Here is a 26,481-nt window from a genome sequence, read left to right on the forward strand (position 1 = left end):
CGAATACCTTTCATGATGCCACCGCCTCTTCCGGATTTTCGGGAGGGGCGGTGGCTATAAGGTACGGTGAGTGGAAGGTGGCGAATATTGCCAGCAATTAAGGGCGGACGGAGTTGATTCTACCGACTATACCTACCCCACCGTCCATTCCGTCCCGTCTTTACCGTCTTTGACGACGATGCCGGCGTCTTTGAGTCCATCGCGCATCTTATCGCTCATACCCCAGTTTTTCTCGGCACGGGCCTGAGCTCGGAGGTCAAGAACGAGGTCCATCACCTTGCTCAGTGTTTCTCCCTCTGCACCTGCGTCTGCGCTCTCTTCCTTCAGGCCGAACACGTCGAACAGCAGTGTTTTCAGGCTGCTTTTAACCGCCGTCATGGTGGCCGGAGAGACTTCGTTGAGGCTTAATTGACCACCCTTAAGGGCGTTGATGCGGGAGACGAGTTCGAAGACTTTTGCCAGCGCTTTTGGTGTGTTGAAGTCGTCGTCCATCTCGCCGTAAGCGTCCGCCAGAATCGTCTCCAATTCCTTGCCCACGGTGCCGTTTTGCGCCCCGCCTTTGCCTTCCAGACCCTGGAGATTGGCCCAGGCTTCCATCAGGCGGCTGTAGCCTTTTTTGGCGGCTTGCAGCGCGTCGTCCGTCAGATCCATCGTGCTGCGGTAGTGCGTTTGCAGCATAAAGAAGCGCAGTACCATCGGGCTGTAGCTATCCGTCACGTGCGGGCTTTCGCCGGTAAAGAGTTGTTGTGGCGTGATGGTGTTGCCGTCGGATTTAGACATCTTGCGGCCGTTCATCAGCAGCATATTCGTATGCAGCCAGTAGCGGGCTCCGCCGCAGCCGCAGGAGCCGGCGTTCTGGGCAATTTCATTTTCGTGGTGTGGGAACTTGAGATCGTTACCCCCGCCATGGATGTCAAATTCTTCGCCGAGGTACTTCGTACTCATGGCCGAGCACTCGAGGTGCCAGCCGGGGAAACCTTCGCCCCAGGGGCTGTTCCAGCGCAGAATATGATCGTCGGTAGCCTTCATCCAGATGGCAAAGTCGGAAGGGTGCTTCTTGTCGCTCTGCGACTTGAGCTCGCGGCTCTCCGCCATCAGCTCATCGATCTTACGGCCCGAGAGTTTGCCGTAATTATTATCGTGCTTTTTGTTGAAGGCCTCCACGTCGAAGTAGACCGAGCCGTTTACCTCATAAGCCAGACCGTTGGCCAGAATCTGTTGCACCATTTCAATCTGCTCGATGATATGACCCGTGGCGCGCGGCTCGATATTGGGCGGCAGGTTGTTGAAAGCCTGCATCATATTATGAAAGCCGACGGTGTAGCGCTGGGCTACTTCCATGGGTTCGAGCTTGGCCAGCCGGGCACCCTTGCTCATCTTGTCTTCGCCTTCATCGGTCAGGTGGCCCACGTCGGTAATGTTGCGCACGTAGCGCACCTTGTAGCCCTTGTGCATCAGGTAACGGTAAATGATGTCGAAGCTGGTAAAGGTCCGGCAGTTACCCAGGTGAACGTCGCTGTAAACGGTCGGGCCACAAACGTAAAGACCGACGTGACCGGCGTGTAGCGGTTCGAAGACCTCCTTGCGGCGGTTGAGACTGTTGTAAAGCGATAGTTCGTTAGACATTCTTGAGCATTTGAGAGCGCGAATTTACGGCTTTAGTAGTAAGGTCAGCAAGGAAAGAAAAGTTGCCGGGCGCGGACGCGGGTGCAGAGGGAGGGACCGAGGAGCAAAGTATCCAGGCCTGGAAGTATTGAGCGTTATTTATTGTTTGTACTTAATTGTCATTTCGTCTACAGTTCCTGCTTTGCCTTCAGCACTAATGCCATGCTGGCGGAGACTTTTCAATAGTGCCTTGGTGGAGGTTACGTCGAGAATGAAATTGTACTCCTTACGGTGGTTGCCGGTGTAGCTCCAACGATCAGGGGAGTAACTGTTGAGAAGTTTGGCTAAGTCTCTGAGATCGTATCGTCTAATTTCAAAATTATGGAGGTCTCGATCACTGTAGTTACCCAAATCTTGCATCCCTTCAGGAAGTCGGTTGCGGAGAGATACTTTCCTTGGGGTAGCTAATTTTTCTTTATTACTGATTGTAAGTTCATAATAAGTAGCGGGGAGTGGCGTAACGGAAGCTTCCAGACCTATTTCTCCGAGGATGTCGGCTGCCAATCGATCTGCCGTTTTCCGATCAGTATTTCGCTGGACAAACGCTACCCGATATTCTTTCTCCATGAGGTCACCGGGAATAACCAGCCGTTTTCGTGGAAATAATTTGTGAAAAAGGTCTTCAAGGGACATCGGGCCAATCGCCCCGGCATTGTAGGATAATGACCAAGTCGACATAAACATGTCATCTGAGAACTCATCCTTATCCCATACGCGCACGAAGGAACTTACGGAGTCTTCCATTTCAAGTTTGAAAAGTTCTTCACACGTCATGGGTTCGAATAAAAAACTCTCGGGAGCCAGCGGTACGTACTTTTCGGAGAGGTCAATTATTGGATATTCTCTGTTTACAAATCTTTCTAATGCTTCCTCATTGAGATCGTCACCATCTCCCTGCCAACGGACGATATTTTTATCGTCAATCAGAAGGGTCAGAGGCCAGCTGATTAATCCGGTCTCACCATCACCGTAATGAATTTGTGTTTTTCCGTAGAGGTCGGTTGCCAGCGGAATACCTAAGTTATTGCCCTTGATGTCAGACTGAGCAAGTTCGGTACTGCCCCTAAATAAAGTAAGGAATTCCACCTTTTCGTTGGGGTAAGCAGCGCGCAGGGAGTCCTGAAAGACTATATCGTTGAAGCAGGGCTGGTCCCAGGTTTTGCAAAGAGTGAGGACGAGGAACTTGTCTTTGAGGTCGGACTTTTTCAACCTGTTTTCCAGGTATTCGGTAGGGGTGATGGGAGGGGCTTCGTCGCCTGTCATAGTGGTGAGTTGGGCAGAAAGGGGCGAACAAGAAAGACAAAAGAATAGCAAAGGAATAAAACGATGCATAGGAAAAAGAGGGTTGTAGTGATTTTCCGTTATAACTGATTTTGCTCAGGATTGGATTGATTATTGATAGTCCTGTAGGCTAGGTTGGCTCATATTTATGTTGCCATCCTTATCAGGTTTTTGTTGATTCCAAAAAGTTGTATAACTGTCGATTTGTTCCTGTAGGCGAATATCTTCTCCTTTTAACCTCCGTTGGTAACTATCGAGAATCACCCCAGACATATCATCAGGATGACGCAAGCCCATTTTTCGGAATGATTGATGGAGCGGAGAACCAAGCCATAATCCCCAGTTATTGCGCAGATGCATACCAAGGCTTAAGTGAACCCTGGCGGAGAATGCCCCATCATCTATACATCTGATCCAGGATTTCAATGGATCGTTAATCATTTTATCGAGTTCTACAAAGCTCTCTTCCAGCGAAGTCGGTATATACCACGATTTGTCAAAATGATCCAGTTTGGATAAATATAAGAGGTGAAACATTTGATCACAGACTGAATCATTAGAGTAAGTCTCAGGCTCTTCAAAATCCTCTTCAGGACGTTCATTATTCCCACAAGAAAAATGAAAGATCAATAGGGATAGAAATAATTGTTTCATGGATGTGAAAACGAAAAAAGTTCAGGTTCCGTATCCTACACCTCCGTCCCCTTCATCGCCCACATAAACCGGCTGGCATAACTCCGGTACGGCCGCCACGGCTCGCAGCAACGGATGATCTCCGCATTCAGTTTTTTACCCTTCAGCTTCGTATCGTCGATGCTGAACAGGGTGATGATGTTGCGCTTCACCACCAGGTCATCGAGGGGTAGCAGGTCGGGGCGCTTGAGGACAAACATCAGCATCATCTCCACCGTCCATTGCCCTACGCCTTTAATGGTGGTGAGCCGATCGATGATTTCCTGATCGTTCCACTGCTCCCAGTCTGCGTTGATGAGTTTATGGTCGAGCCAGTATTGGGCGACGTTTTTGATGTAGGCCGTTTTGCCCCGGCTCATTCCTGCGGCGCGGATGGCGCCGTCTTCCATCTCCAGCAGGCGTTCGGGGTGGGGGTAGCCGTCGGGGAACAGGTCGAGAAAGCGGCCGAAGATGGTGCCGGCGGCTTTACCACTCAGTTGTTGGTAGGCGATGGAGCGCAACAGGCCGAAGTAAACGTCTCCGTCGTGATCCGGCCGGGGCGGAATGGTGAGCTTTGCTACAATGGGGGCAATCTTAGGCTCCTGGCTGAGGTGGGCACGGATAGCGGGGTCGATCATGGGAGTAAGTTACTTCTTCCCGTTGAAAGATGAGGCCGACTTCTTCCTTGCGATGATCGCGGTAGTAGTAAAACCTGGGGGTGAGACTCTGATAAGATTGGGAAGGCTGCGTGGAATTAGCCTGAAATGTCACTTTGGATTTGTAACCTTTTGTACAGATCGAAAGTCGCACTTGAAAATTGCACATTTTTGTACAGATTTAAAGTGAAGGTTTTCGCAGAGAGGTCCGACGGCATCCCCGCTCTAAAAGGTCTCCCCTGGCACCAGCACATTCGGCAGACTTAGTAATCACGGCCGCGCCCCAACTGCCCGCTCCTCCGCAAATTCTTCTCCAACACCTGCAAATACTAACCCTTCGCTAAGATCTCCCTCAATCTCCCTACCTTCGCACTCGGCTAAAAAGCAAACTGGAATTTACGGACATAAGCTATGCGGATCAAAGTAGGCATCTTCTTCGGCGGCCCCAGCCGCGAACGCGAAATTTCTTTCGCGGGCGGCAGGACCGTCTACGATAATCTCGATAAGGAACTCTTTGAGCCCGTCCCTATTTTTGTGGATAGCTTCCAGAAGTGGCACCTGCTCGATTGGCAGTACCTGTACCGGGGTACCATCCGGGATTTCTTCCCGCCCATTGAGCTGGCGCCGAAGTCAGAACACGGCTTTCAGGTCTATCAGGAAAGCCTGGGGCCGCTGGATGAATTGAGCCTGGAAGCGATGGGCCGTAAGGTCGGTCGTCGCATCCGGCGGGACGAACTGCCCGAGCTCATCGATCTCGCTTTTCTGGCCCTGCACGGCGAGTATGGCGAAGACGGCCAGCTGCAGCGCGAACTCGAATACGCCGGCATTCCCTACACGGGCTCTGGTGTGAAGGCCAGCGAAATTGGCATGGACAAAGCCCTGCAGAAAGAACTGATGTCGGAGCTGGGCTTCGCCTCTCCGCCCATCCGGGTAATCGCTAAGGGAGACTTTGACGGAGACCGGGTTACGGAACACTTCGCCGCAGCGGAGAAAGAAATTGGCTGGCCAATGGTCATCCGCCCCGCCCGCCAGGGGAGTTCCATCGGGGTCGCCATCCTGCAAGAAGATGACGGCCTGGAGTCCTTCGAGCGGGCCGTTAACGCGGCCTTCTTTCGGGAGCTACTGCCCCTGAACGAATACCGCGCCCGCGACGAATACGAGCGCCTCGAATACGTCCGTCAACTCAGTGACCTCCGCGACGGCATCGCCTTCCCGATGGACGCCCAGCGTGGCGACCACGTGCTGACTTTATATACCCCCGATGATCTCCACACCTACCTGGAAAATGCGGTAAATTCCAACGCCTCCAACGCCTCCAACGACGGCACTACCAGACTACCAGACTACCAGACTACTGAAAATGGCCTTGTCATTTTCACCGGTCACCAATCCGAAGAGCGCGTCATCGTCGAGGGCTTCATCGACGGTAAAGAATTCAGTACCATTGTCGTCCGTACTCTGGAAGGGAAAGTAGTCGCCCTGCCCCCGACGGAGATCGTCAAGTCTGGCAGCGAGCTCTTCGATTACCGCAGCAAATACATGCCCGGTCGCAGCCGCAAGGTGACGCCGATCGAACTGCCGACGGACCGGATTCAGGCCATTCGCGAAGAATGTGAGCGGCTCTACGAAGCCCTCGGTTTCCACGTGTATGCCCGCATCGACGGCTTCCACACGCCGGGAGGAGGCATCTATCTCAATGATCCGAACACGACCTCGGGCATGATGCCCAGCAGCTTCTTTTTCCACCAGGCAGCGGAAATAGGACTGAATCCCAGCCAGTTCCTCACCTTCATCATTCGGGCTTCTTTGCGCGAACGCGGGATGCAGAGTGAAGGACAGGAAGCCATGGAAGTCGCCCAAATCCTCGGTGATCAGCTCGATGCCGCCATTGACGCCCAGCGCGCTGCGGCAACGGCTAAAGAACGCATTGCCGTTATTCTTGGCGGTAATAGTTTTGAGCGCCACATCAGCGTTGAATCCGGAAGGAATATTTATGAGAAACTGGCTTCGAGTGAAGCGTATCGGCCGATACCTGTCTTTTTAGGGGGAAGCTCCTCCAACGACGGTACTACCAGACTACTGAACCACCAGACGACCTACTCCCTCCACCAGCTACCGATCAATCTTTTATTAAAAGACAACGCCGACGACATCCGCGATAAACTCTCCAAAACAGCGGAGCATCCTGTCGTTGCTGACATCCGTCAGGCCTGCAAAAGCATCACCGATCGCTTTGCGGACCCTGATGTTGTGTTTCAGCCACGGCAGATCAGTTGGGAGGAACTGCCGTCGATTGCCGACGGTGTATTCATCGCCCTCCACGGCCGTCCGGGCGAAGACGGGCAGGTGCAGGCACTGCTGGAACCACTCGGCCTCTACTACAACGGCTCGGGCATTGCCAGCAGCCAGATCAGTATTGATAAGCACGCTTGCCTGACGACCCTGCGCGAAGCCGGCCTGACCACCACCGAACAATGGCTCGCCACCGCAGAAGAGTTCATTGCCGACGAATATGCCTTCTACGATAAAGTGGAGCGCCTCTTTGGTTACCCCCTCATTGCTAAGCCCGTAGACGATGGCTGTAGCTCCGCCGTCAAGCTCATCAAGCAACGAGACGAACTCCACGCCTACTGTCACCTCACCTTCCGGCCCTCAACGCTGGATGAAGCGCACTCCCGCAAGGAAATGAAGCTGACGGCCAAAGACGAATGGCCTTCCGGAAAAGATACCATCCTCTTTGAGCAGGCGATCACTGCCGAAGGAGCGGCTAAATTTCTGGAAATTACCGGCGGTATGCTTACCCACCGGGGCGTTGACGGAACCCTGCGCTACGAAGTTTTCGAGCCCAGCGAAACGCTGGCCGGCGGGGAAGTGCTCAGCCTGGAAGAGAAGTTCCTGGCGGGCGAAGGGCAGAACCTCACCCCCGCGCGTCTGGCTACTGACGATTACAGCTACGATTTTGTCTCCGGACAGGTGAAAGCCGACCTGGAGCGGGCTGCCCGCGCCATCGGGGTGGAAGGCTACTGCCGCATTGATGCCTTCGTGCGTGTTTTTGCGGACGGCCGGGTGGAGACTGTCCCCATCGAAATCAACAGCCTGCCGGGTATGACGCCCGCAACGGCTATTTTCCATCAGGCAGCGATTGCCGGCTATCAGCCCGCCGAGTTCATCGGCGAGATTCTGAAGTACGGTAAAAGCCGGCGGGAACAAGGTTCCTTAGCCGTTCCGATTGCTGCGGCAGCGCCGGCAGCGCCGGCGGTCACCGTAGACCCTGATCTTCAACCGGCGGTTACGCCGGCAGACATGGAGCCCACCCCCGCTCCTACAACTTTCTCCGCACCTGCGGCCGCGGCAACCACCGCTGCTGCTGCATCAACTTTAGCTATGGCTTTTCAGGACGCACCCACCGAAGAGGAAACGCTCCTTCAGGAAACCGAAACCACGACGGAAGAAAGCCGCGAGGCTAACTCCTTTGCCGATCGGGCAAAAGCAACCGCTGCCAGTGGCTGGCGACTATTCAAATCCGGCTACTTTTGGAAAAGTATCTTCGGTGCTCTCTTGTTCTTCTTACTCTGCTTTGTTCTCCTTCGGGTAGGTATGAACCTCTACACCGCTCACGGCAAGAGTACCGAACTGCCCAATTTTGTGGATATGCAGCGGGCAGATGCGGAAGCGCTGGCTGACGATATGGGGCTCAAGCTCAAATTCGAAAAAGGTCCTTTTGACCCTAATCGCCCCGCCGGGTTGGTCGTGCTGCAGCACCCCAAGCCAGGAGCCGGGGTGAAGAAGAACCGCTCTATCTACCTCACCATCCTGAATGATGAGGCACCGCTCATCACGCTTCCTGATCTGGTGGGTAAGTACGATTACACAGAATACAGCACTTATATTGAAGGGATAGGCGACATTCGCTCCAAGATTCGCGAACAGGTTTATGATCCCAAATTGGAAGAAAACACCATTATTCACCTCTTCTTCGATGACCGGAAAATAACGGACTCCGACCTGCGCGGCGGAAACGTGCAGGTGCCGCAAGGCAGCACATTAGAGTTTGTCGTTTCCGTTCGCCAGACCGGCGAGGTAAAGGTTCCCGACCTGAAGTGTAAGCGCTTTGGGGTAGTAGAATTTTTGCTGGATGGCTCTGATCTGTTAGTAGGCACCATCCATGGCAATGTGTCCGACCAAAGCGAAGCCTACGTTATCCGCACCGAACCACCGGGAGGGAAAATGGTGCCGGTAGGGTCGAAGTTTGACATTTACCTGTCCGCTCGTCGCCCGGATGGCTGTGATTAATGTCGCTGTTTATTTGACAAATTCCGGCTTTGGGTGTTAGGCTAAACATAAGTTGAGGAGAACCGCAAGGTCCTCTGAGCGTATACCATTTTCATGCTGATAAAACGCAATTGCTATGGCCATTGATGCCGGCGACCTCCGGGTCGATTACCAACTAGACGAACTACTGGAACGCACCGCTCCTGCGGATCCTTTTGCTTTATTTAGCGAGTGGTTTAAGGTGGCTAAAGACAGCGGGTCTCCTGAGCCGAATGCCATGATTATTGCTACGGTCACGGAGTCCGGAACACCGGCCGCAAGGGTCGTATTGCTTAAGCAGGCCTCTTCCGAAGGCTTCGTTTTTTACACGAATTACGAAAGTCGAAAAGGCCGGGAGCTGTCCCGGAAACCCGCCATTGCGGCGGTACTCAACTGGCTGGAGTTGCAGCGGCAGGTCCGCATTGAGGGAACGGTAGAACGCGCTGCGCCGGAAGTGTCCACCAACTATTTTCACAGCCGCCCGAAGAAGAGCCAGATCGGAGCCTGGGTGAGCCCGCAGAGTGAAGAGATCCCTGACCGGAATTTCCTGGAAACCCGCCAGCAAGAAGTAGAACAGCAGTACGCTGATGCAGAAGAGTTACCCCGGCCTGAGTACTGGGGTGGTTATGTTATCAAACCTAGCCTGATAGAATTCTGGCAGGGGCGTAGCAGCCGGCTGCACGATCGGCTGGCTTACCGGAAAACAGAAAAAGGCGATTGGGAAATGGTGCGGCTGGCGCCCTAAGGCCCCACACTTAATTACATTCTTTTCAAAAGAAGATCAAACCATTTATGGCGGAACAAAAAAACGACTGGATTCAACTCCAGACTGACGTGAAACCCTACCTCCCGAAATTATCGGTAGCTGCTGAAACGGTGACCAATGAAGAGGTGAGTAATTACCCCATTTTTTTCGCCTACGTGGGCGAAGAAAACGAGCAGGCACCGGGCATTTTTGTACTTAACGTACCGACTAACCGGGGCATTCAATGGCGGGTGAATGTGTCTACTCTCGAAGAGTTGGTTGCTAAGCAGGTCATGACGGCGGATAAGGTCGACCCCTTTCGGAACGTCTACAAAAAAAGCCCGGACGCCCTCTGCTTCCTCATCGTGGACGCCGAAGGTGCCCGCTTCGGTTTTGTGCCGAAATAGTGCGATAATGCCCTACCTTGCCGTCTCCAACATGCGGCAGCACTACATTACTACCGCTTACATTACTACACTACTCCCCACGTGATAAAAGAAGCCACCATCGAAAGAGTCCTTACCCGCCTGGAAAGCGGAGCGGACGACTTTGCGCTTGAAATTCAGGATTTCGCCCAATCTCAGCCGGAACTGATGAGTTACCTGACGAACGAAGAAATCGAAGCGTTCACGGATGCCGAACGGGAGCTTTTGTTGTTTGGAGCTGTGGTAATCTATCAATCCGTTACGGACGAAAGGACGGAGCCAGACCCCGTTTCCGGTAACGCCATCAGCATCGCCGAAGAGGCCAACTACGAACTGATTGGCGAAGGGAAGGGGGATTTTCGTCAGCGGGTCACCCCGGCTTTTGAGCAAAGCCCGGAAGAGGAGCTCCTCGCTTTTGTGGAAGATATGTTAGTGGGGGAGGCGGAAGAAGAGGGCATTACCCGGGAAGCCCGCGAGCCCCTGTTCATTACTTTAAAGACGGTTGTTGACGTGCTGACGGTGTAGCCTTTTCCCGAATCATATTTACCCGCGAGAGTAATAAGCAGCCCACAGCGGCGATGCCACAACAAGCAAAAGTGGCCGTGGCGTAGCCACGGTTTTCAGCGATGCCAAAACCAATCAGCGGCGCCAAAACGAAAGCGGCTGAATAACTGGCGGAGAGCATTCCCAGATATTCACCTCTGCGTTTAGGCGGAGCGTGTTCTGACACATAGGTATTCGTAAAGGGCATATAAAGGATCTCTCCGATGGTCAGGAAGATCATCATTATGAACAATACAACAAAGCCGGTAGAGACGCCTGCGGGCAGTAGCAGATAGCCGACTGCGATCAGTAAGCCACCAATTACCATGATGGGGATCGGGCGAAAGCGCCGTTCCATAACGTACAGCATGGGCATTTCGACGGCAACGATGAGAAGACCGTTGATGGTCAGCAGCAGGCCAATCATTTGCTCATTGTAACCCGATTCACTCAGAAAAGCGGGCAGCGGCCCGAACAACTGAAAAAAGCAGAGAATAATGGCCACATTGGCTACTACAAAAACCAGCAGCCAGGGTTGGCGATGGGCGGGCGCGGCCGCAGGTGCAGGGCGGGGCTGGCCGGCGGCGTCTTTCTCTTCTTCGGTAACCAGAGGTCTGGCCGTCTCATCCGGTGGCAGCGCAAAATAAAAGACGCCTGCGGCGAGCAGAAAGGTAATTCCGTCTCCCCAAAACATCAACTGGAAACCGTAACGATGAATAAGCCAGCCCCCAATGGCCGGGCCAATGGATAACCCAAGATTAACCGCCATGCGAAGCAAACCAAAGGACTGGGTAAGTTTTCCTGGCGGAGCGTAAATGGCCACCGCTGCCCGGTTAGCCGGCCGGAAGGCGTCAGCAAAAAGTGAGATTAAAAAAGACATCAGGCATAAGGACCAGAACTGGTCCATCTGCCCCAGGATGATGTTAAGCAGGCCAGCTCCAATCATACTGTAAAACATGATGTGCCAGGAGCCAAAGCGGTCGTTCAGTAACCCACCAATATAGTTCCCGGCAATCCCTCCCGCCCCGAAGGCAGCCATCACGTAGCCTGCTTTTATGGGAGCATAATCCAGGTCGTTGATCAGGTAAACAGATAAAAAGACGACGACCATTGCGCCACTCCGGTTGACCAAGAGAACGAGGGCCAGCAACCAAACCTTACGGGGGAGCCCAGAAAATGCTTTGACATAAAGGTCGAATATTCGGTGTAATAGTGCGCTCATGGGCCGGAATTGAGAGCAGATAACCCACTCATAATCCATGAAGTTCCCGTTCCTTCCCGTAAGTTTGTAATATGACGGGGAAATCTTTCATCGCCCACCACCACACCCGTCTTTTTTTTGATCAGACCAGGTTCACGCCTTCCTGATCTGCAGCTGACCTTAACCACCTTTGTATATGGCTATAGACAAAGAGAAGTTGATGATCGGCGGCCTGCGCCGCCTGCTCAATGGAACCGCCCGGATGACCCGACGTGGCGCGGGCCGCATTGGTTATTACCTGCTCTCGCACCCCCGGCGCCTGGAGGAAGACCCCGCCATTGAAGTTTTTCTCGAAGACGCTGATCAGGCTACTCTCCGCCTCAACGGTATGGACATCCATACCTATCATTGGCCCGGAGATGGCCCTTCCGTTTTGTTGCTTCACGGCTGGGAAAGCTCTACGGCCCGTTGGTTCGCCCTGTTCGAACCTCTACGGGAGGCAGGTTACAATATCTATGCGCTCGATGCACCCGCACATGGTAAAAGCGGTGGAAAAAAATTTAGTGTCTTCGTTTACTGCGAAATCCTGGATGCCTACTTTAAGAAAATAGGTTTCGCTCAGGATTACTGGATTGGTCACTCGGGTGGAGGCATGGCCGCCATCTATTACTGCTCGCGCCTCGGGTATTCCTTCGAGCCCAAGCGCATTGTCAGTATGGCTGTGCCTGGCGAAATCGAAAACTTTATCGATAAGTTTTGTGAGCTGGTAGGGGCTAACGATCGGGTTAAATATGGTATCGAACACCGCCTCAACCGGAAACTGGAGCACCGCTTTGCGGATATCCGTTTTACGGAATTTGTCAAGGAAGTTACCGTTCCCGGCCTGATCATTCACGATGAGGAAGACGACGTTGCCCCCTTCTCCGGTGCCCAGAAAATGCACGAAAACTGGCGTGGCTCTAAGCTGGTCTCTACCCGTGGCTGTGGCCATAGCCTGACCGGAGACCTCGTGCCGGCAATGGTAGTGGAATACCTAAAGCAGTTTGATTAGGCAGCGCCTGAGATGGGTGGTAAAACCTCTTAGGTTCCGTAAAATCCCTGGTGATTATAGGCGTTATGGCTGAACAGATTGAAGCAGGACCTGTTTCTCTCGCGTCACATAATCCTAGTACATGCACTCACCTACCGTCGGCATTGACGATTTTTCCGTCTACATCCCCCAGTTATTCCTATCCATTGAAGACCTGGCCGTAGCCCGGGAATTGAACTACGCTAAACTCAACAAAGGCCTCGGCCTGGAGCAAATGGCCGTAGCGGATACCCGTGAAGATGCCGCCACCATGGCGGCAAATGCCGTGCTCGACCTCATCCATAAAAACGATCTGGACCCCCGAACTATCGGTCGCATTTACCTCGGTACAGAAAGTGCACTCGACGGAGCAAAGCCAACGGCAACCTATGTGCTGGACATGCTCAAAGACCACTTCGCAGATACCTACGGCGGTAACTGTTTCCTGCACTGTGATGTGGTGGATCTCACCTTCGCCTGCATCGGTGGGGTTGATGCTCTCCAGAATACCCTTGAATGGGCTGCGGCAAAGGCCGACCGCATCGGAATCGTTGTCGCCAGCGATGAAGCTAAATACGAAATGGCCAGTACCGGCGAGTATACCCAGGGCGCCGGGGCAGTTGCGATGCTCGTTAAGCAAAATCCTCGCTTATTGGCCATCGATCCCGATTTCGGAGTCGCCACCCGGCCCGCGCACGATTTCTTTAAGCCACACCGTAAAGTCAGCAAACGCGAAATCATCAAAGAGGTCATCGGCCTGTTGCCCGACGTCTCCGCCGAAGATATGAACCTCGATCAGCTGGAAGCCCAGCTGGCGAATGGACTTACCGTAAACGGGGTGCTCGACTGTAATGAGTCCCACCTTCTGATTCATAAGAACACTCCCGTTTTTGACGGCCCCTACAGCAACGAGTCTTACCAGGCCCGAATCCGGGAAGCACTGACGGACTACCGGCGTCGTAGCGGTCATAAAGCCGGTGAGCTGTTGCAAGACTTCGACTACCTCGTCTTTCACCTCCCCTATGCCTTCCAGGCACGGAGGATGTTCTCCGAAATCTATATGGAAGAACTGAAGGCCAATGGCCAGTGGATCGACTTCGTTGACCGTAATCAGCTCGATGTGCCCTGTGCTGATAACTATGAAGATCGTGAGGAATACATCACTAAATGTGGGGAATTTCTGAGGCTGGTGTCCAAAACAGAAGAATACCGTCAATTCGTGAAGGAACGCATCGCTCCGGGCGAATGGGCCAGCTCGCGAGTGGGGAACCTTTATGCCGGCAGTGTCTTTCTGAGCCTGATGGCTACGCTGGAAAAAGCCCTGCACCTGGAAGAAACCGGGGATGGAAAGTCTATTTGTGTCTTCGCTTACGGCAGCGGCTCAAAGTCTAAGGTCTTCGGGGCTACTCTTCAGCCGGAATGGCGAACGGTCGCCAGCGCTTTTGACCTGGAGCGACGCCTGGATAATCGGGAGGGAATCAGCTATGAGACCTACGAAAAACTGCACCGCTGTACTGCAGCAGAGAACGTCGCTTCTCATGATGAAGGAAGCTTCTTCCTGGCCGACATACACGAAGAAAGAAACGAATCAGAAGGGGCCCGCCATTATGGTTACGCCAGCGCTCGTATTGAACCCGCTTAAACTTTTTGCTGGGCAGTACTTCGTGCTCTGAGCTGGCCGCTACGAAGTCAGGGGAAATCAGGGCTTGGATAAGGTCGCGAACGAAAAGTTTAAACGGGCTTATTGACTAAAACAAAAGGAAAAGCCGGGGCAATCAGCCCCGGCTCCGGTAAAATAGGGTCGCAAAAAAGTGAAAAATCTTTAGGTTTCAGGTGTTTATCACAGTCGTTTAACGATTTCCGTTCGACCTGACAAAGATAATTAAAGAATCAATATGTTGCAACTATAAGTGAATTGTTTTCAATAAATATGATTTTGTAAACTTATTGATTATATTTTGTGATCGCTTTTTGTGCTTCCCTTTTTTATACCAGGCTGCCGGACAAGGTTGTCCAAGGTTCATTGTAGATTGCGGACCTGAATTTTGCTCTGGCAAAAAAAATAATTACAACTAAGCAATCATGTCTGACCATCCCGCAGGGGCTAAGCCTACTTCTAAGTTCAAACTATTGCTCTACGTCATTTTGGGTATAATCCTGCTCACGGTTTTTCTGGAGATGACGGGTTTGGCGGATGTAGCCGGCAAGCGCGAGAATCAGGAAATAATTGACCGTCCGCACGATCGTTAGTAGTGAATTCGACCAGATATAGAAAGGCCTGCGATCTGATGTAAAACCGCGTGGTTTGCGGGCTGTTTCCCGGCGGTGGTGTTAATCATCACGCGACATCCGGGCGCGGGACCGCAGGTGCAAGCTTTTAATCGTTGATAGCATAGCGGGTCAGGTAAGTCCTGGCCGAAAGTTCATGTTTGCCACTACAGAGTTGACTAAGTCTTAGGCTGAGAGAGGCATGAGGCGTTTCGCTCTGGAAAGCCTCTTTAGCCCATTCCCGGAAGTCCCGCAAAGAGAGTAACAGATGAGCCAGCTGCTCCGCGCTGGCGCGGAAGCTCATTCCTCTGGTGACGCATTTTATTTTTAGGAGGTCTTCCCGCTCAAACCCTGCCTGGTGGTTGTAATCAGAGTGCCCGGGCGTATAGCCCAGGCAGTGGAAATAGTTATCCAGCCTGACTTCAAAGTCATAGGCGATGAGCGTGGCTCCTGTATTGAGTAGCGGTCTTAGCTCATCGATCACCTGAAGAGAATCAATGTAATGCAGAGAACCGGCGAAGGTAACTACATCAAAAGCCGGCTTGCCTTCAAGGGAAGAGAGTGCTTGTGAGCTAAAAGAAACTTTTTCCCGGGGCATTGCCCGGGAGACCATCTCTTCGCCAGGGTCAATACCCACTACTTCGGAACAATACTTCGCTAAGGCGTGGGTCGAATGCCCGGTGCCACAGCCCAGGTCCAGGCCCCGCTGGAACCATTCTCCTGCCGCAATACCAGTTGCCAGTATGCAGGAATGCAGTGGCGGCCGCCAGGCACCGTAGTGCAGGGCGGTCGCTTGTCCGTATTCGTCCGTAGACATTTTCCGGTGGGTTTAGAACCAGCCGGCGCCCAGGTTGCGGAAAGGCCAGGGGATAGAAATAAGAATCAGAATCAATCCGATCAGGTACCAGGTGCTGATGGTTTTCCAACCTTTATTGAGTTCTGCCTGCCGCTTGGCTTTTGCGTGGCCAATGGTGATAACGATAATGGCGGCGAGCATCCCGATCAGGTGTTCTACCCCGTAAAAACGGGCAACGGGGTTCTTCATCAGGTTGCCGTCAAAATTGAATTTCGGGCTCAGCCAGAGGTACAGCACCAGGCCAAGAAGGAGCTGGATGTGTACGGAGATCATACCGAAGAGTGCGAGCTTATCCTTCCCGGGGTAAACACTACCTCCACGGCGCTTGCCGGCAGATTTAATAATGGCCGCGAGGAGCAGGCCGAGAACAAGCCAGCGAAGGCCGGAGTGAGCATGTTGAATGGCAGTGTAAAGAATATCCATCTGTGTGTTTTGCTTTGACTGCCCGCAAGGTAGTAAACAACCCCCGGAAACAACAGAAGGGCTTATTTCTGACCGAGGAGGTAGGCGTAGTCCCGCAAGCCGTCAACGTGGCTACAGATGATCCGGAGGATAGCAAATATGGGAATCGCCACAATGGCACCTACCGGCCCCCACAGGATACTCATGCCCACTACACAAATGATGGTGACCAGCGGATTAAGGTCCACTTCGTCTCCAATAACCATTGGCGTTATCACATAATTTTCCAGTAGCTGGGCCAGCCCCATGGTGATGAGCACTCCGTAAACAGCCGAGATGTCTCCGCCACTGGAATAGGCCAGTGCAAGAGCAAATAAACCACCGATAATGTTGCCGAGATAGGGGATAAGGCTCAGCGTCGCAGCCAGAACGGCTACCAGAATGGCGTAGTCAAGCCCGGAGATGAGAAACCCAACGGAGTATAGAACCGACAGGACGCCGATGAGAATCATATAGCCACGCAAATAATTCTGCACGATGTCCCGGCTTTCATTCAGCGTCTGGTGCGTGAGACCCCGCTTCTCATCGGGGGCCACCCTGAGTACAAATTCTCTCAGGCGATCTTTTTGGGATAAAAGCAAGATGACGTAGATGAGCATCAGAAAGAAGTCGCCCAGAATACCGAAGGTACTACTGATAAAGCCCATAATACCACCGCCACTAACGGGCATGGACCCTGTTTCTGATTGCGTACTGGCGGCACCTTTTTTGCTTTCCTCGATAACGGGGACCTTGGGCAAAATGCTTTCCAGTCTATACTCTTTCCGGAGGGAGGATACCTGGGTACTGATGCGTTCTTTCGTTTCCGGCCAGTTGTCCGCAAAGCTTGCGGCCTGTTGGCCGATTGCAGCGAAAAGACCGGCAAAGAATAATAAAAGTACGCCCACAGCTCCGGCGATGGACAGGCCGTTGGGCCATCCCCAGTCCAGAAACTTTTCGTGTAGAGGATTTAACACCATGGCCAACAGGGCCGCAACTACTAAAGGAAGCAGCAGGCTCTGACCGAAGTAAAGCACCACGATAATTCCAATGAGGAGAGCTAACTGTAGAACAGCTACGGATAGTTTGGAAGGTTGAGCTATTTGCATGGAGTAGTGAATGTTAAAACTTCAAACCCCGGAGGTAACAGAGGTGTTCGGTTTTGACTGCTCTTTCCGCCAATTGAGGTAGCCGTAAACGGCCATCCCAATGTTGATTAGCATCATCAGGGCGAAGAGAATAGCTCCCGTGCTGCCATAAATCCAGACGTATACCGCATCGATTACGATCCAGTAAAGCCAGTTTTCCAGTCGACGACTAATGAGCAGGAAAGTGGTGATGATACTGAAGACCGTCGTGATGGCGTCCGGATAAGTGGCCGCAGCAACGAGCGTGTTGCTGAAAAGAAAACCCAGGGCTAGCCCGCCCAACAGCCCGCCGCCAATGACAAACAGGTGTTCGTTGAAAGACATGGATTGAATACTGGTGTCCTCCGTGGATGGCATGGATGTTGTGCCCGGAACAGTATCTGCTGAAGTAGCCGGGGTGTTTGGTTGTCCACGGGTCCAGCGCCATAGACCAACACCCGCCATGATGAAATAAAAAACCTGTAGCAACCCGTCTGACACCAGTTGATATTCGAAAAAAGATTGCCAGGCCCAGACGGAGGTGCTGATGGCGGCAAAGAGCCAACACCAGTTGTTGTCTTTGGCAGCGAGCCAAACGTATAACAAAGAAGTGAGTATCGCCAGCCAGTCAAGAAACGAGGCGGAAAGAAGTTGATCGGTTAACGCGTCCATCGGAGGGCAAGTTACTACGCTTAAGGCGGAGTTTTTTCCCTTGCTTTTCAAGAAAAAAACCTGCACCTGCGTCCGCGCCGAAAAAAAAAGTTGCGCTACTATTGCGAATTATCAGAACCGGATGTACATTTGCAGCCGCTTCGCGAAAATTGCCTCAGTAGCTCAGTTGGTTAGAGCGGCGGACTGTTAATCCGTAGGTCAAAGGTTCGAGCCCTTTCTGAGGCGCCTAAAAAGTCGAGTACGAATCTTCGTGCTCGGCTTTTTTTGTTTCTTATCCTTTTGCCCCTTCTTTCTTTTCCTCCTTTATCTCCTTACTCATGAGTCTTCTTTCCATCGGAACCATTGCCTACGACGACGTATTCACTCCTTACGGTGAAGTACGCATGATTGAAGCAGGCAGCTGCACTTACATTGCCATGGCTGCCACGCATTTCGCTCAGCCCGTTCAACTGGTATCTATCATCGGAGGAGATTACAACCAGGCCTTTCTGGAGGATCTGAAAAAACGGGGAGCAGACCTGGAAGGAGTGGAAGTGGTGCCCGACGGAAAGTCCTTCTTCTGGGCCGGTCGTTACCACGACGATATGATGGGGCGGGATACCCTCGAGACCCAGCTCAATGTGCTGGCTGACTTCAACCCAACACTGCCCGCCAGCTACCGCAATACCGACTACGTAATGCTCGGTAACCTGAGCCCACAGGTGCAGATGCAGGTTATCGATCAAATGGAGAGTAAGCCGAAGCTGATTGCGCTGGACACCATGAACTTCTGGATGGATATTGCCATGGAGGAGCTCAAAGCCGTTTTGAAGCGGATCGACGTGCTGGTGATCAACGACGAGGAAGCCCGTCAGCTTAGCGGAGAGCTGAGCCTGCTGAAGGCCGCAGCCAAGATCGTCGATATGGGCCCCCGCATTCTTATCATTAAGAAAGGAGAGCATGGTGCTTTGCTGTTTGACGGAGACAAGGTCTTCAGCGCACCGGCACTATTGCTGCCTACCGTTGTAGATCCAACCGGTGCTGGTGACACTTTCGCAGGAGGCCTGATGGGCTATCTGGCGGCTACGGATGACACCAGCTTTGAGAACCTCAAGCGCGCCATCATCTACGGCTCGGCTATGGCCAGTTTCGTCGTGGAAGACTTTGGCACCCGACGGATGCAAAACCTGGACAAGGCGCAAATTGATGCGCGCATCCAGCAGTTTGTTGATCTGATTGAGGTGAAGTTCTAAAGAAAGAAAGCTTTTACGATAGCGGCAATGATAACGATGATCAGTAAGCGGTAAGCGTATAGCCCCGCTTTCGGGTGCTGAGCGGCGAAGCGTGCCGTCAGGTAACCACCGATCATCTGCCCGGCAGCCATCAACAGCCCGATGGGCCAATCAATGAGACCCCGCCAGGAGAAAATGGCAACGGCAATCAGGGTGTAAGCAGTGACGACGAGTGCTTTGATAACATTGGCCTGAATGATCTCGTAGCGAGCAACGAGCACCATGATGGCCAGGAAAAAAACGCCCATACCCATCTGGATAAATCCGCCATAAATGCCAAGCGCAAAGTATAGCGGAATGCTTAACCATTGCGGTAGGGTAGGGCGCCCCTCGGGAGCTACGAGCCAGCGCTTCGGTTTAACGAGTACAACAACCAGCATAACAATGAGCAAGTAACGAAATACCGCGCGATACGCCTCGTTGGAGATGATCAGGCTCAGGTAAATTCCCAGAACTGCGCCGAGTGTAGTGATGACCACTACCCGCGTCATTTCCACCCTTTCCTCTTTCTTTACGGTAAAGCGCCCCGCCCGCTGAAAGCCCAGGCTGGCGGCAAAGCCGTTACCCAATACGCCAAGCCGGTTGGTACCGTTGGCTACATTAGCCGGGAGGCCCAGTAATTCCATTAAAATGGTCAGGGTAATGGCAGAACCATTACCGGATAGTGTATTGACCGCTCCGGCAAGAATGGCCCCAACCAGGGCAATGAGGTAGAACATATAAGCTATCGGGTGAGTACGATATAGTCAAGCAGTAGCACCTGAAGAAATTTTTCCGGCGAGTATTTAACTTCGGCTTTATCTATCTCCATCTGATCCGCCAGGCGGACGGCCAGCTGCCGCACAGCCTGTCGATGAGCGGTATTGCCGTACTGCTGTGAGCGGGCAAGGGTTTGCTTGACGATCATCATGTCTTCATCCGTAAACCGTTGCACGTTGGGAAACTCCGGCTCGTGATCGTCCCGGTTGCGGATCCCCATAATCTCTTCCAGGGTGAAAGCAGCGCTTACCGTCGATTGTATGACGACCGTGCCCGCCACCATATCTCCAAGCCTTTGCTTATGCCGTCCGCTGGAGATAAGTAAAACAGCAGGAATGCCGGAAGAGAGAATGACGTCAGGGAGGAGGAAAATAGCACGAGCAAGAAAATCCGCTGGTGTAGGATCTTTACCATCGAGGCGAATAACCTTAATGCCGACTACTTTTTTCCCGATGGTTTGTCCGCGGTTGAACATCTCCATCAGGAAGTAGTAGAGGATAAAAGTAAAGAGTGGCCCGAAGGCGATCAGTACCGTCTCGTCAACTCCGGAAATCATGTTGAGCAATAAGGCTGCCAGAATCCAGTAAACGACGAGCATGAAAATCAGGTCAATAAAAAAACTACCTATCCGTGTCCCGGTTTTGGCCAGAGAATAATCAATGCTAACGTTTTGGGTGGTTTGGATCGTGACGGATTCCATTTCGGAAAGGTAAGGCGGTTTTTTAGAATGCTTCTTTTAAGATTGGCTTAGGTGATATCCACACTTAGCCTAAATAGACGCTCTGATGGGCTGTAACCGTTACCAATCCATTAAACTTATCCCGTTTTTCGCACTATTTTACCGGGGAAGACGTAATATGTAGCCTCGCAAGCGTAATTCTCCTGAAGAGAAGCAGGCCGCCGAAGCTAAAAGAACCCATGAGCCAAAAGACCATATACCTCATCATAGGCCTGATCGTCACCGCCGTTTTGGGGGTGATTTTGCTGCAATTGGACATGATCCGTACGGGTATGGAGGTCAACGAGCAACGCTATGATGAAGCCGTTCAGGACGCGCTGAAGAACGCTGCCCGGGAGCTGGAGCAGCAGGAAGCATCAGAAATTAATTTGCAGACGAACGGCTTTAACTCTTCGGAGTCTAACATCAACTTAGGGCCGGGCAAATTCACCCGGGATATACAGCGATCCAAATTGTTGGGGAATAACGGTATCCTCATTCCCGAGCCTTACTCTTACCGGCTGCGCCTGGAAAACCAGTACAACAATAAAGATCTGGTAGAAAGGGTGGATCGGAGCAGCCTGGAAAAAAAGCTCCAGAACGAAATTGAGAACGCCAATCTGGAAGGAGCGCTCGAATATGGTGTATACGACAATCGAAAAAAAGAATTCATCATCCGTAATGGCCGTCGACTTTCAGAGATCGGCGCGGACACTTCCCGTCACCTGGACCTGCTACACAGTAATTTTCGGGTGTCTCTATTTGCCGGGGAGGTAGACACTCCCGGCTATCTGATGGCCTACAGCCCCCAGAAGAAAACGGTCATCTTTAACTCCATCTGGTACAACCTGGTGGCCAGCCTGCTCTTTGTCGGCATCATTTTGGGGTGTTTCATCTATACGATCTACGTAATCCTGTTCCAGAAGAAACTGTCTGAAATGAAGACGGACTTCATCAACAACATGACGCACGAGTTCAAAACGCCGATTGCGACCATCTCGCTGGCTACGGACAGTATCGTCAGCCCCCGCGTTTCAGGCGATCCTGAGAAGGTGAAACGCTTTGCGAACATCATTAAGCAGGAAAATAAACGGATGAACGATCAGGTTGAGAAAGTCTTGCAGATGGCAAAACTCGATAAATCTAAACTTAACCTCAATCTTACGGCTGTCGACCTGAATGACGTCGTTACGGATGCGGCTGTTTACATCTCTTTACAGGTGGAACCCCGGGGCGGTTCCGTAGAAACTAAGCTGCAGGCGGAGCCCGCCATTGTGGAGGGAGACATGACGCATTTGTCCAGTTTGGTGAATAATTTGCTGGACAATGCCAATAAATATTCTCCCGATGCACCAAAAATCATTGTGTCCACACGCAATGTTAGCAAGGGTGTAGAGGTTACAGTAACGGATCATGGTCTCGGAATGACCCGTGAGGCGCGAAAAAACATTTTTGATCGTTTCTATCGTGTGCATACCGGAGATCGACATGACGTGAAGGGTTTTGGCCTGGGCTTGTCCTATGTGAAAACCATTACGGAAGCCCACAACGGAACCATAAACGTAAAAAGTGAATTAGGCAAGGGCAGCAGTTTCATCGTTACTTTCCCCTACCGCCAGGATTAAATAACCCGTACACGACAAAAAAACCGACCCACCATGAGCGAAGCTACCCAGGCAGTTGCCCCAAAAATTTTGCTGGTCGAAGACGATCAGAATTTCGGAGACGTTCTCCGTTCCTTTCTTGAAGTACATGATTACGACGTAACCCTGGCTACTGACGGTCTCGCAGGTTTCGAAGCCTACCGCCAGGGTAAGTGGGATGTTTGCATCTTTGATGTAATGATGCCGCGCCTCAGTGGCTTTGAGTTGGCCAAAAAGGTTAGAGAAAGTGATAAGCAGACGCCCATCATTTTCCTGACGGCGAAGGCTATGAAGGATGATATCCTCAATGGATTCCAGATCGGGGCTGATGATTACATCACCAAGCCCTTCAATAGCGAAGAACTGCTGGCCCGGATGAACGTAATTCTGCGCCGCAGCCAGGTGCCTGCGGACCCCAAAGAAGAGCAGACAGACTTCGAGTTCGGCCAGTTTCATTTCAACTTCCCGCTGCGCATCCTTACGCATACGAACGATAAGGGGGAGAAGACCAAGGAGAAACTTAGTCCGAAAGAAGCACAACTTCTTCGCCTTTTTGCCATTAATAAAAACAACATTCTTAGTCGGAACGAGGCCCTGACTAAAATCTGGGGAGAAGACAACTACTTCACTGCCAGGTCAATGGACGTTTTCGTGACCAAGCTAAGAAAGTACGTTAAGCCAGACGAGAATATCGAGATCGTCAATATTCACGGCAATGGTTTCCAGCTTCTCGTCCGTAGCGAGATGGAAGAAAACTAAACCGATGGTCTGACACAGATTAGAAAAGTCTTGTTTCTGTCCCTTTGCTGAGCGAAAATTCTTTACATTTGGACTTCAATCAAGAAAAAGCATCCTCCCGGATGCGCAAGAATTTTAGTTTTTGGGATTATGATTTATGGGCCGTCTCGACACTATCGGGACGGCTTTTTTATGCCACCAATTCTAATGATAGAATACCGTTTGATTTCCGCCAGTAAGAAGTGGTGCCATGAGCACGCCCTCATTCGCTATACTTCAGCGACAGCTTTCAGGCTTGCAGTACCTGTTGGCCAAAGCTCCGGATTGCTCCGGATCGCTTTGCTGTTACTGATAAGCTTATGCTGGGCGCGGCCGCAGGTGCAGGGGCAAACCGATCTGAATGCCCGCTCTCACCGGCAACTACAGGAGTTCATCGAGTTCAACGAAGTCTTTGGTCAGGGGCATACCGGCTTCTGCCTCTATGATGTTGATTACCAGACTTTCCTGCACGGTTACAACGCTGATCGCCTTTTCGTGCCGGCCAGCAACGTAAAGTTGCTCACCTTTTACCTGGCGAACCGTCTGTTAGGGCATCGAACGCCGGCCATATTCTATCAGGAGTTTCCCGACCGGATCGAAGCCTGGGGCAGCGGTTATCCGCTGACTTTACACCCTGCCTTCACGGGCTACGACGAACTCGCTCCCTGGCTGCTGAACCAACGAAAGCCATTGGTTTTGAACTTCCCCCCGGGAGACGAATCAGTGGCCCGCTACGGCCCCGGCTGGAGCTGGGACGACTACAATGACAGCTACGTATACGAACGTTCCGCTTTCCCGCTTTACGGTAACCGCCTTTTTCTGGACCTCTCGGTTACGGATGCAGAAGGCCGGCAGTCCTTACTGGGAGCGCCACTGTCAATCGCTGGCGCCATGCGCCAGGTGCCTGCTCAGGAAGATCGCATCCGCCGCTCTGAGTTCGGGAATGATTTTACCGTCGGGCCTGATTTTTATGAGTCGGACCGCTTCCCGATTGAGCGGCCGCTTCACCTCTCTCCTTTTCTCCTGAGTAATGAGCTCTCTGCCGCTTACCCCGCACTACGGGTGAGCAGCGGGCAAAAAAGCTACCCACCGGCATCCACACTCAATGTGCTGGAAGCTTCTCTCCCTGACACCGTTTTTCGCCGCCTGCTGCAAGACAGTGACAACTTCCTGGGGGAACAATTACTGCTGCAAGCGGCCGCCAGCCGGTATGCTCAGCCTGATGTAGAAGCCCTCCTGAGTTTCGCTAAGGATACCCTGCTGCCTGCCATCGGGGTTGAAAACATTCGTTGGGTAGATGGCAGCGGCCTCAGCCGCTATAATCTGCTTACCCCTCGCCATATGGCCCGCGTGGTGATGGCGCTTGATCAGGAGGTGGGCCGCGACCGACTCATTTCACTCCTCTCCGAAGGCGGAGTATCCGGCACGCTGGCTAACCGCTTTGATAATAAGCCGCAAGCATACGTATGGGCCAAGACGGGCTCTCTATCCGGCGTCGTTTGCGTTAGCGGCCTGCTGAAGACCGAAAGAGGAAAGTGGCTGGCCTTCAGCTTCATGCACAACAACTTCGTAGGCAGTAACCGAAATTACTACGCCGAAATGCAGAAGACGCTGAGCTGGTGCTACGAGAACCTGTAATCAGATCGTCCCGTTCCGCTTCATTTCCTTGTCTAAAAAGTCTACCGCTCGTGCCGTAAAGGCCATGTAGGTAATGGAAGGATTCTGCGTGCCTGCGCTGGTCATAAAGGAACCATCGGTGACAAAAACATTCGGTACGGCGTGTACCTGGTTCCATTTGTTCAGTACGCTGGTCTTAGGGTCACGACCCATGCGGGCGGTACCCATCTCATGGATGGCGGCTCCTGGCGCAGTAGGTTGGTTGTGAACTTGTACGTTTTCGCAACCGGCGGCAAGCAGCATTTCTTCCAGGCAGTTCACCCCGTCGATGCGCAGCTTCCGTTCGTTCTCCTTCAGGCCGGCGTCGAATACCAGCATGGGGATGCCATACTTGTCTTTCTTCGTTTCGTGGAAATAAAAGCGATTCTCGTGGTAGGGGAGTAGCTCTCCAAAACAAGTTGCCCGGATGGTCCAGTCTCCGGGGCTGGTAATGGCTTCTTTGAAGCCTGCACCTAGCGGAGCATTGAGGTTCATCCCTCTGGCGGCTCCGCCCTGATAGCCGAAGCCACGGATGTAATCTTTGCGTTCGGTAGCCTTATCGATATTCCGGAAACGGGGGATGTAGAAGCCACCGCTGGGCTTGCGCCCACTGAAGTACTTGTCTTTATGCCCGGTGTAAGTACCGCTGCCGCCCATGCCATAGTGATGATCCATGATGTTATGGCCCAGTTCACCACTGTCATTGCCCAGTCCGTCTGCGAAGCGCGCTGACTTACTGTTCATCAAAATGGCCGTGGAGCCAATGGTGCTGGCGTTAAGGAAAACGATTTTAGCGAAGTACTCTCTGGTCTCCATCGTCTCTGCGTCAATAACGTTTACGCCGGTAGCCCGCTGGGTTTTATCATCATAGATAACAGAGTGCACAATGCTGTTAGCCATCAGCGTCAGGTTTCCCGTGTCGTTCGCTACGGGGATGGTGGATGACAGGCTGCTGAAGTAGCCTCCGTATGGACAACCCCGCCAGCAGCGGTTACGGGCCTGGCATTGACCACGGGTGCCGTGGTGAAGCTCAGGGATGTATTTGGTCAGGTTGGCCGTCCGTCCGGGCGTAATCCGACGTACCGGCCACTTAGCCTCAACCGATTTCTTGAAGTGGTCTTCGACACAGTTGAGGTCGAAGGGTGGGAGAAACTCTCCATCCGGGACGTGAGCCAGCCCTTCCTTTTTGCCCTGTACCCCAACAAACTTTTCAACGTAAGTATACCAGGGAGCAATGTCTTTATAGCGCACGGGCCAGTCAACGGCTATACCGTCTTTCATGTTGGCCTCGAAGTCAAGGTCACTCCAGCGGTAGCAATGCCGGCCCCACATGATGGAGCGCCCGCCGACGTGCTCGCCGCGGATCCAGTCGAATCGTTGATCTTCTCCATAGTCCCGCTCATCATCCTTTACGATCCAGTGTTTATTGTCCTGGTTGACCCACCAGTTCAGGCGGTTTTGCTTGTAGTAGTGCGCTGCTATTTCCTCTCGTGGCACTTTGCCCTGAAATTCAAGATCCCAGCTGTCGAGGTTGGCCGTCGGGTATTCCCCGTGCTTTACCATTCGTCCACGCTCCAGCATAAGTACCTTATAGCCTTTTCGGCAGAGTTCCATTGCTGCATAACCGCCACTGATACCGGAGCCTACAACGATAGCGTCGTAGGTGACTTCGTCTTTACCTTGAGAATTGAATTTCATGATCGCTTTTTAATGCTTGTGTTTGGA

The 26,481-nt window shown here is 52.4% G+C and carries 23 protein-coding genes and 1 tRNA gene; 12 read left to right on the forward strand and 12 right to left on the reverse strand.

The features are described from left to right. Nucleotides 1-132: 132 nt before the first annotated feature. The 4 genes from cysS to BM123_RS03880 form a co-directional block, all read right to left on the reverse strand. The gene (gene cysS, locus BM123_RS03865; protein WP_090165507.1) at nt 133-1,626 is read right to left on the reverse strand and encodes a cysteine--tRNA ligase; all 1,494 of its coding nucleotides are present in this window, start codon (nt 1,624-1,626) and stop codon (nt 133-135) included. A gap of 138 nt (nt 1,627-1,764) precedes the next feature. Next, on the reverse strand, nt 1,765-2,928 hold the full coding sequence (locus BM123_RS03870; RefSeq protein WP_175489239.1) for a TlpA family protein disulfide reductase: 1,164 nt from the start codon (nt 2,926-2,928) through the stop codon (nt 1,765-1,767). A 129-nt stretch (nt 2,929-3,057) separates the two neighbouring features. After that, a complete protein-coding gene (locus BM123_RS03875) occupies nt 3,058-3,600 on the reverse strand; it encodes a DUF6794 domain-containing protein (RefSeq protein WP_090165509.1) in 543 nt (180 codons plus the stop codon). A 35-nt stretch (nt 3,601-3,635) separates the two neighbouring features. Then, nucleotides 3,636-4,256, reverse strand: a complete 621-nt coding sequence (locus BM123_RS03880) for a DNA-3-methyladenine glycosylase family protein (protein WP_090165510.1) — start codon at nt 4,254-4,256, stop codon at nt 3,636-3,638. 429 nt (nt 4,257-4,685) lie between these two features. Between BM123_RS03880 and BM123_RS03885 the strand changes: the two genes are divergently transcribed. The 4 genes from BM123_RS03885 to BM123_RS03900 all read left to right on the forward strand — a co-directional run bounded on the left by BM123_RS03885 (nt 4,686) and on the right by BM123_RS03900 (nt 10,280). Next, complete coding sequence (locus BM123_RS03885; protein WP_090165511.1) at nt 4,686-8,567, forward strand: PASTA domain-containing protein; 3,882 nt, start codon at nt 4,686-4,688, stop codon at nt 8,565-8,567. A gap of 115 nt (nt 8,568-8,682) precedes the next feature. Further along, on the forward strand, nt 8,683-9,330 hold the full coding sequence (gene pdxH, locus BM123_RS03890; RefSeq protein ID WP_090165512.1) for a pyridoxamine 5'-phosphate oxidase: 648 nt from the start codon (nt 8,683-8,685) through the stop codon (nt 9,328-9,330). A gap of 47 nt (nt 9,331-9,377) precedes the next feature. Beyond that, on the forward strand, nt 9,378-9,737 hold the full coding sequence (locus tag BM123_RS03895) for a hypothetical protein (protein WP_090165513.1): 360 nt from the start codon (nt 9,378-9,380) through the stop codon (nt 9,735-9,737). Nucleotides 9,738-9,818: 81 nt separating this feature from the next. Then, nucleotides 9,819-10,280, forward strand: coding sequence for a hypothetical protein (locus tag BM123_RS03900; protein ID WP_090165514.1), 462 nt, complete (start codon nt 9,819-9,821; stop codon nt 10,278-10,280). Here BM123_RS03900 and BM123_RS03905 read toward each other — a convergent pair. Further along, nucleotides 10,243-11,520 carry an MFS transporter gene (locus tag BM123_RS03905; protein WP_175489240.1) on the reverse strand — a complete coding sequence of 426 codons (1,278 nt, stop codon included), beginning with the start codon at nt 11,518-11,520 and terminating at the stop codon, nt 10,243-10,245. The two genes, BM123_RS03900 and BM123_RS03905, sit on opposite strands and share 38 nt — an antisense overlap. A 175-nt stretch (nt 11,521-11,695) precedes the next feature. On the opposite strand from BM123_RS03905, the gene BM123_RS03910 reads away from it, so the two are divergent. From BM123_RS03910 to BM123_RS24160, 3 genes are all read left to right on the forward strand, one after another. After that, nucleotides 11,696-12,550 carry an alpha/beta fold hydrolase gene (locus tag BM123_RS03910; protein ID WP_090165516.1) on the forward strand — a complete coding sequence of 285 codons (855 nt, stop codon included), beginning with the start codon at nt 11,696-11,698 and terminating at the stop codon, nt 12,548-12,550. A 121-nt stretch (nt 12,551-12,671) separates the two neighbouring features. Continuing rightward, nucleotides 12,672-14,210 (forward strand): hydroxymethylglutaryl-CoA synthase family protein, encoded by a 1,539-nt coding sequence (locus BM123_RS03915; protein ID WP_090165517.1) that lies wholly within the window; start codon nt 12,672-12,674, stop codon nt 14,208-14,210. Nucleotides 14,211-14,650: 440 nt separating this feature from the next. Then, a complete protein-coding gene (locus BM123_RS24160) occupies nt 14,651-14,818 on the forward strand; it encodes a hypothetical protein (RefSeq protein ID WP_175489241.1) in 168 nt (55 codons plus the stop codon). 127 nt (nt 14,819-14,945) lie between these two features. On the opposite strand, the gene BM123_RS03920 is transcribed toward BM123_RS24160, so the two are convergent. The 4 genes from BM123_RS03920 to pnuC all read right to left on the reverse strand — a co-directional run bounded on the left by BM123_RS03920 (nt 14,946) and on the right by pnuC (nt 17,932). Beyond that, nucleotides 14,946-15,653: a class I SAM-dependent DNA methyltransferase gene (locus BM123_RS03920; RefSeq protein ID WP_090165518.1), complete on the reverse strand. Its 708-nt coding sequence runs from the start codon at nt 15,651-15,653 to the stop codon at nt 14,946-14,948. A gap of 12 nt (nt 15,654-15,665) precedes the next feature. Beyond that, on the reverse strand, nt 15,666-16,115 hold the full coding sequence (locus BM123_RS03925; RefSeq protein WP_090165519.1) for a cytochrome B: 450 nt from the start codon (nt 16,113-16,115) through the stop codon (nt 15,666-15,668). 62 nt (nt 16,116-16,177) lie between these two features. Next, nucleotides 16,178-17,242 (reverse strand): AI-2E family transporter, encoded by a 1,065-nt coding sequence (locus BM123_RS03930; RefSeq protein ID WP_090165520.1) that lies wholly within the window; start codon nt 17,240-17,242, stop codon nt 16,178-16,180. Between the two features lie 21 nt (nt 17,243-17,263). After that, nucleotides 17,264-17,932, reverse strand: coding sequence for a nicotinamide riboside transporter PnuC (gene pnuC / locus BM123_RS03935; protein WP_090165521.1), 669 nt, complete (start codon nt 17,930-17,932; stop codon nt 17,264-17,266). Between the two features lie 151 nt (nt 17,933-18,083). Here pnuC and BM123_RS03940 point away from each other — a divergent pair. Both BM123_RS03940 and BM123_RS03945 read left to right on the forward strand, forming a co-directional pair. Beyond that, nucleotides 18,084-18,157 (forward strand) — tRNA-Asn (locus tag BM123_RS03940). 92 nt (nt 18,158-18,249) lie between these two features. Continuing rightward, nucleotides 18,250-19,164, forward strand: coding sequence for a PfkB family carbohydrate kinase (locus BM123_RS03945; RefSeq protein WP_090165522.1), 915 nt, complete (start codon nt 18,250-18,252; stop codon nt 19,162-19,164). Here the strand turns inward: BM123_RS03945 and BM123_RS03950 are convergent. Both BM123_RS03950 and BM123_RS03955 read right to left on the reverse strand, forming a co-directional pair. Next, a complete protein-coding gene (locus BM123_RS03950) occupies nt 19,161-19,922 on the reverse strand; it encodes a sulfite exporter TauE/SafE family protein (protein ID WP_090165523.1) in 762 nt (253 codons plus the stop codon). The two genes, BM123_RS03945 and BM123_RS03950, sit on opposite strands and share 4 nt — an antisense overlap. Nucleotides 19,923-19,927: 5 nt before the next feature. After that, nucleotides 19,928-20,662, reverse strand: coding sequence for an RDD family protein (locus BM123_RS03955; RefSeq protein WP_090165524.1), 735 nt, complete (start codon nt 20,660-20,662; stop codon nt 19,928-19,930). Nucleotides 20,663-20,880: 218 nt separating this feature from the next. On the opposite strand from BM123_RS03955, the gene BM123_RS03960 reads away from it, so the two are divergent. The 3 genes from BM123_RS03960 to BM123_RS03970 all read left to right on the forward strand — a co-directional run bounded on the left by BM123_RS03960 (nt 20,881) and on the right by BM123_RS03970 (nt 24,738). Further along, complete coding sequence (locus BM123_RS03960) at nt 20,881-22,305, forward strand: sensor histidine kinase (protein ID WP_090165525.1); 1,425 nt, start codon at nt 20,881-20,883, stop codon at nt 22,303-22,305. 33 nt (nt 22,306-22,338) lie between these two features. Further along, nucleotides 22,339-23,082: a response regulator transcription factor gene (locus tag BM123_RS03965; RefSeq protein ID WP_090165526.1), complete on the forward strand. Its 744-nt coding sequence runs from the start codon at nt 22,339-22,341 to the stop codon at nt 23,080-23,082. A 171-nt stretch (nt 23,083-23,253) separates the two neighbouring features. Beyond that, nucleotides 23,254-24,738, forward strand: coding sequence for a D-alanyl-D-alanine carboxypeptidase (locus BM123_RS03970; RefSeq protein WP_175489242.1), 1,485 nt, complete (start codon nt 23,254-23,256; stop codon nt 24,736-24,738). On the opposite strand, the gene BM123_RS03975 is transcribed toward BM123_RS03970, so the two are convergent. Continuing rightward, nucleotides 24,739-26,454: a GMC oxidoreductase gene (locus tag BM123_RS03975; protein WP_090165529.1), complete on the reverse strand. Its 1,716-nt coding sequence runs from the start codon at nt 26,452-26,454 to the stop codon at nt 24,739-24,741. Nucleotides 26,455-26,481: the final 27 nt, after the last annotated feature.

Origin of the sequence: Neolewinella agarilytica, assembly GCF_900110645.1 — a bacterium.
Classification (GTDB): Bacteria; Bacteroidota; Bacteroidia; order Chitinophagales; family Saprospiraceae; genus Neolewinella; species Neolewinella agarilytica.

Bases quoted from the DNA above. Each gene is read 5' to 3' on its own strand.
- BM123_RS03920 (WP_090165518.1), bottom strand. From the start codon at position 15,653: ATGTCTACGGACGAATACGGACAAGCGACCGCCCTGCACTACGGTGCC.
- BM123_RS24160 (WP_175489241.1), top strand. From the start codon at position 14,651: ATGTCTGACCATCCCGCAGGGGCTAAGCCTACTTCTAAGTTCAAACTA.
- BM123_RS03930 (WP_090165520.1), bottom strand. From the start codon at position 17,242: ATGCAAATAGCTCAACCTTCCAAACTATCCGTAGCTGTTCTACAGTTA.
- pdxH (WP_090165512.1), top strand. From the start codon at position 8,683: ATGGCCATTGATGCCGGCGACCTCCGGGTCGATTACCAACTAGACGAA.
- BM123_RS03880 (WP_090165510.1), bottom strand. From the start codon at position 4,256: ATGATCGACCCCGCTATCCGTGCCCACCTCAGCCAGGAGCCTAAGATT.
- BM123_RS03970 (WP_175489242.1), top strand. From the start codon at position 23,254: ATGCCACCAATTCTAATGATAGAATACCGTTTGATTTCCGCCAGTAAG.
- BM123_RS03870 (WP_175489239.1), bottom strand. From the start codon at position 2,928: ATGACAGGCGACGAAGCCCCTCCCATCACCCCTACCGAATACCTGGAA.
- BM123_RS03975 (WP_090165529.1), bottom strand. From the start codon at position 26,454: ATGAAATTCAATTCTCAAGGTAAAGACGAAGTCACCTACGACGCTATC.
- BM123_RS03910 (WP_090165516.1), top strand. From the start codon at position 11,696: ATGGCTATAGACAAAGAGAAGTTGATGATCGGCGGCCTGCGCCGCCTG.
- BM123_RS03895 (WP_090165513.1), top strand. From the start codon at position 9,378: ATGGCGGAACAAAAAAACGACTGGATTCAACTCCAGACTGACGTGAAA.
- pnuC (WP_090165521.1), bottom strand. From the start codon at position 17,932: ATGGACGCGTTAACCGATCAACTTCTTTCCGCCTCGTTTCTTGACTGG.
- BM123_RS03905 (WP_175489240.1), bottom strand. From the start codon at position 11,520: ATGAGCGCACTATTACACCGAATATTCGACCTTTATGTCAAAGCATTT.
- BM123_RS03960 (WP_090165525.1), top strand. From the start codon at position 20,881: ATGAGCCAAAAGACCATATACCTCATCATAGGCCTGATCGTCACCGCC.
- cysS (WP_090165507.1), bottom strand. From the start codon at position 1,626: ATGTCTAACGAACTATCGCTTTACAACAGTCTCAACCGCCGCAAGGAG.
- BM123_RS03925 (WP_090165519.1), bottom strand. From the start codon at position 16,115: ATGGATATTCTTTACACTGCCATTCAACATGCTCACTCCGGCCTTCGC.
- BM123_RS03915 (WP_090165517.1), top strand. From the start codon at position 12,672: ATGCACTCACCTACCGTCGGCATTGACGATTTTTCCGTCTACATCCCC.
- BM123_RS03885 (WP_090165511.1), top strand. From the start codon at position 4,686: ATGCGGATCAAAGTAGGCATCTTCTTCGGCGGCCCCAGCCGCGAACGC.
- BM123_RS03955 (WP_090165524.1), bottom strand. From the start codon at position 20,662: ATGGAATCCGTCACGATCCAAACCACCCAAAACGTTAGCATTGATTAT.
- BM123_RS03875 (WP_090165509.1), bottom strand. From the start codon at position 3,600: ATGAAACAATTATTTCTATCCCTATTGATCTTTCATTTTTCTTGTGGG.
- BM123_RS03965 (WP_090165526.1), top strand. From the start codon at position 22,339: ATGAGCGAAGCTACCCAGGCAGTTGCCCCAAAAATTTTGCTGGTCGAA.
- BM123_RS03950 (WP_090165523.1), bottom strand. From the start codon at position 19,922: ATGTTCTACCTCATTGCCCTGGTTGGGGCCATTCTTGCCGGAGCGGTC.
- BM123_RS03945 (WP_090165522.1), top strand. From the start codon at position 18,250: ATGAGTCTTCTTTCCATCGGAACCATTGCCTACGACGACGTATTCACT.